4 protein-coding genes are annotated in these 4,650 nt (G+C 74.7%); all 4 read right to left on the minus strand.

Annotation, left to right across the window (positions count from 1 at the left end):
* On the minus strand, window positions 1–524 hold a 524-nt coding region (locus RIF68_RS27995), incomplete at its 3' end, for an AMP-binding protein (RefSeq protein WP_309054085.1).
* Window positions 525–624: 100 nt separating this feature from the next.
* Window positions 625–2,193: a VWA domain-containing protein gene (locus RIF68_RS28000; protein ID WP_031014363.1), complete on the minus strand. Its 1,569-nt coding sequence runs from the start codon at window positions 2,191–2,193 to the stop codon at window positions 625–627.
* Between the two features lie 185 nt (window positions 2,194–2,378).
* The gene (locus RIF68_RS28005) at window positions 2,379–3,260 is read right to left on the minus strand and encodes an ABC transporter permease (RefSeq protein WP_019325482.1); all 882 of its coding nucleotides are present in this window, start codon (window positions 3,258–3,260) and stop codon (window positions 2,379–2,381) included.
* A partial coding sequence (locus RIF68_RS28010) for an ATP-binding cassette domain-containing protein (protein ID WP_309054086.1) occupies window positions 3,257–4,650 on the minus strand: 1,394 nt, incomplete at its 5' end. The genes RIF68_RS28010 and RIF68_RS28005, both read right to left, overlap by 4 nt.

Raw genomic sequence — 4,650 nt, forward strand, 5'->3', positions numbered from 1 at the left:
CGCGGGTGCTGGTCGTGGCCGGACGTGCCGGCCACGACGGTGGCGGTGTGGGCGGCGGTCTCGGTGATCACGTGACGGGCGCCGGAGTCGCGGACGATCCACTCGACCTGGTCGGCGGAAGAGGTGGGGTAGACGGGGACGGTCTGGCCGCCGGCCGTCCAGATCGCGAAGTCCAGGACCGTCCACTCGTAGCGGGTGCGGGACATGACGGCGACCCGGCCGCCCGGTTCCAGGCCGGCGGCGATCAGGCCCTTGGCCACGGCGGTCACCTCGGCGGCGAACCGCTGCGCGGTGACGGGCCGCCAGACGCCGTCCACCTCGCGGCGCAGGACCACCGCGTCGGGTGCCTCGGCCGCGTTGGTGAACGGGATGTCGGCGGTGCTGCCCGTGGTGGGGCGGGGTGCCAGGGCCGGGGTACGGGCCTCGCGGACGGTGCCGTGGGCGTCCCGGACGGTCTCGGTCCGGGAGCGGGAGGCCAGGTCCCCGCGCCTCCTCGCCCGTTTCAGGTCCCTGTGTACGCCCATGTCGGCTCCCGGTCGCGGATCGCAGTGGTGTTGCGCTGCCTCTTCCCGTTACTTACCGCAGAGTAAACTTACTCCCGCGTAAGTGGTCAACGGGGGCGGCTCAGGTCAGCTCGTCCGCCTGCCGGACCGCCGCGGCGAGCCGTCCGACGTCCGGGTCGTCCGTGCGGTCGGCCAGCGCGTCGGCGCGCTCGGCGAGTTCACCGAGACGCGGTGCGCCCGGCAGGGAGCCGTCGTCGTACGGGGTGCGCAGGGCGTCGGCGAAGTAGGCGGCGGTCGCCGTCACGCGCAGGCCGCGGTCCGCTTCCCACACCGAGTCGTCGAGGTCACCGGACTCCACGTCGCCGGATTCCTCGTGCGGGGCGCGGCTGTCGGGGTCGAGCCAGCGGACGGTGGCCGTGGCCAGCCGGCCGTCGGCGCCGGGGCGGGTGCGCACGGCGTACAGGGCGGTGACGGTGTGGCCGGGGCCGACCTCGCCGCCGTCGACGCGGTCGTCGCGGAAGTCGTCGTCGGCGACGCGGCGGTTGTCGTAGCCCACGAGGCGGAACTCGGCGACCGTCTCCGGGTCGAAGGCGACCTGGGCCTTGGCGTCGCGGGCGGTCAGCTCGATGTGGCGCGGGAGCTGCTCGCAGAAGACCTCACGGGCGTCCTCCGGGTCCGACACGTACGTGGTGTGTCCGTCGCCCTTGTCGGCGAGGCGTTCCATCAGGGCGTCGCCGTAGTCGCTGCCGACGCCGACGCCGAAGAGGGTGATGCCGTGCTCGCGGCGCTCGTCCGCGATGCGTTCGAGGATGGCGTCCGCGTCGGTCTCGCCGGTGTTGGCAAGGGCGTCGGAGACGAGGACGACGCGGTTGGTGGCGCCCTCGCGGCGGCCCTCGACGGCGGTGTCGTAGCCGGTCTCGACGCCCGCGCCGAGGTTGGTGGACTGGGTGGGCTCCAGGCTGTCGATGGCGTCGTGGACGCGGCCGCGGCGGTCGCCGAGCCGGGTCATCGGCAGGACGGTCTCGGCCTCGTCGCTGAAGGTGACCAGCGCGACCGAGTCGTCGTCGCGCAGCCGGTCGGTCATCGTGCCCAGGGCCTCTTGGGCGAGGTCGAGGCGGCCGGGCTCGGCCATGGAGCCGGAGACGTCGATGACGAAGGTCAGGGCGGCCGGCGGGCGGGCGCCGCGCTGCTCGGCGCCCCGGGTGGCCAGGCCCACGCGGACCAGGGACCAGTCCTCCTCGCCGGTGCGGGCGCCGTCCACGGTCACCGAGAAGCCGTCGCCTTCGGGACGCTCGTAGTCCTGGCGGAAGCTGTTGACGAACTCCTCGGGGCGGACCGTCGACGGATCGGGCAGCCGGCCCTCGGCCAGGGTGCGGCGGGCGTAGCCGTAGGAGGCGGTGTCGACGTCCAGGGCGAAGGTGGAGAGGAGGTCGGGTTCGGGGGCGACCTCCCGGGAGTCTCCCGTCCCGCCCGTGGTCGCGCCCTCGTCGTGGCGCTGTCCGGCCTCGCCGCGCGGCCCGTCGGGTGCGGGCACCGGCGCGGAGCCCCGGCCCCGGGAGTCCACCGCCGTGTCCTTCGCGCCCCGCGCCGCGTCCTCGTCTCCTCCCCCGCAGCCGGTGAGCAGCAGGCCGCCCGCCGCCGTGAGCGCGAGCAGCGCGCCGATCGGTCCTCGTGTCCGGTGTCGCCTCATCTTCCGTGCCCCCTGCTTCCGTTGACGCCGGTGTACGTGACTGTGACGGCGCGGGAGGGCGGAACGTGCGGCACGGGGTGTCACGGGTGCGTCTCGAAGTGGGCACGGCGGCGGGCCGCCGAGACCGGTGGGTGATCCTCCTCAGACCCCGCCGAGTCCGCGGGCTCCACCGGCCGGGGAAGGCGCTAGGACACCACGTCCTTGCGGGCGAAGCCGCGGAAGGCCAGGGCGAAGAGCACCAGGGCGTACGTCACCGACAGGGACGTGCCCTGGATCAGCCGGGTCCAGTCCAGCTCGGGCCGGACCGTGTCGAGCCAGGCGTACTGCCAGTGCGCCGGCAGGAGGTCGCGCCAGCCGCCGAGGGCGGTCACCTCGTCCAGGACGTTGCCGATGATCGTCAGGCCGACCGCGCCGCCGACCGCGCCGAGCGGGGCGTCGGTCTTGGTGGACAGCCAGAACGCCAGAGCGGCGGTGACCAGTTGCGAGACGAAGACGTACGCCACCGTGATCGCCAGGCGTTCGGCCGCGGTGCCGGTGGGCAGGCTGCCGCCGGTGGGCAGCTCCAGCGGCCCCCAGCCGTAGGCGGCCGTCCCCACGGCCAGCGCGACCAGCGGCAGCAGGACGATCGCCGCGAGGCTGAGGAGCAGGGCGACGACCAGCTTGGACCAGAGCAGGCGGGCGCGGGGCACCGGCGCGGCCAGCAGGTACCGCAGGGAGGACCAGCCGGCCTCCGAGGCGACCGTGTCCCCGAAGAACAGGGCGACGGGCACGACGAGGAGGAACCCGGCGGAGGCGAACAGGTTCACCGCGGCGAAGTTGGCTCCCGACGCGGTGGCCGAGTCCATCAGGCTGATCTGGTTGTTCGGCCCGCCCGGCTCGCCGCCGATCCGGAAGGCGACGAGCAGCACGAACGGCAGGGCGAACAGGATGCCGCCCATGACGAGGGTGCGCCGCCGCTTCAGCTGGCGGACCAGCTCCACCCGCACGGGCAGCGTGCGGCCCGCGCGGTAGCCCTCGGCGACCTCCTGGGGGCCGGCGGGCGCGGCCCGTTCGACCTGCGTGCTCATGCCGGGTCTCCGATCAGGGTGAGGAAGGCGTCCTCGAGGCGGCGGTGGGGGCCCACCGACTCCACGGGCACGTCCAGGCGGACGAGTTCGGCGATCAGGTCCCGGGCGGTGCCGTCCGGTCCGAGCCGCACCAGCAGGCCGCCGTCGGCCACCGCCGCCGAGGCCACGCCGGGCAGCGCGGCCACCTTCTCGGCCAGGGGCGCGTCCACCGCCGTGGAGGTGCCCACCAGCAGCGTGTCCCCGGTGCCGACGATCTCGGCGACCGGGCCCGCCTGGACGAGCCGCCCGCGGTCCATGACCACCAGGTGGGTGCAGCTCTGCTCGACCTCGGACAGGAGGTGGCTGGAGACGATCACCGTGCGGCCGGCCGCGGCGTAACGGATCATCACCTCGCGCATCTCGCGGATCTGCGGCGGGTCCAGGCCGTTGGTCGGCTCGTCCAGGATCAGCAGGTCGGGCAGGCCCAGCATGGCCTGGGCGATGGCCAGACGCTGGCGCATGCCCTGGGAGTAGGTGCGCACCGCGCGGGCGAGCGCGTCCCCGAGCCCGGCGATCTCCAGGGCCTCGTCGAGGTGGGCGTCCTCGGGCGGGCGGCCGGTGGCCCGCCAGTACAGCTCCAGGTTCTCCCGGCCGGACAGGTGCGGCAGGAAGCCCGCGCCCTCGACGAACGCGCCGACGCGCGAGAGCACCGGGGCGCCGGGCGCGATGGCGTGGCCGAAGACGCGGATCTCGCCGCCGTCCGGGCCGATCAGGCCCATCAGCATGCGCAGGGTGGTCGTCTTGCCCGCACCGTTCGGCCCGAGCAGGCCGAGCACCTGGCCCTGTTCCACGCGGAAGGACAGGTCCCGCACGGCGTACCGGTCGCCGGACTTGCCGTACCGCTTGGTCAGGCCCGTGATCTGGAGCGGGACTCCGGCCAGCGCCGGGTCGGGCGGCGGCGCCGTGGTGCGGCGGCGGGCGGTCAGCAGCAGGACCGCGGCCACCGCGGCGCCCGCGAGCGGTGCCCACCACACCCAGGCGGGCAGCCCGGCCACCTGTCCGCTGTCGCCGAGGCCCGTCGGGACCGTCAGGCCGCCCTTCAGGGAGACGGTGTACCGCGCGGGCGCGGCCGGGGAGGCGTACCCGAGGTCGGTGGAGGACAGGACCAGGCGCAGGCGGTGGCCGCTCTCCACCTCGTGGTCGATCGCGGGCAGGGTGAGCCGCACGTCCCTGCCGTCGCCGACGCCGTCCACCCGGACGGGCGTGACCAGTTGGGAGGGGAGCACGGGCTGGGCGCCGCCGGGTCCGACGTCGTACACCTTGGCGAAGAGCACGGCTTCGTCCTTCGTGGACTTCACGTGCACGGTCGCGGTCGGCGAGCCGGTGATCCGGACGTCCTCCTCCAGCGGCT

Origin of the sequence: Streptomyces sp., assembly GCF_031178505.1 — a bacterium.
In the GTDB taxonomy this organism is placed as follows: domain Bacteria; phylum Actinomycetota; class Actinomycetes; order Streptomycetales; family Streptomycetaceae; genus Streptomyces; species Streptomyces gulbargensis.

What these genes read in the sequence shown, in the direction of transcription:
- RIF68_RS28000 (WP_031014363.1), bottom strand. Translation starts at nt 2,193, where the DNA reads ATGAGGCGACACCGGACACGAGGACCGATCGGCGCGCTGCTCGCGCTC.
- RIF68_RS28005 (WP_019325482.1), bottom strand. Translation starts at nt 3,260, where the DNA reads ATGAGCACGCAGGTCGAACGGGCCGCGCCCGCCGGCCCCCAGGAGGTC.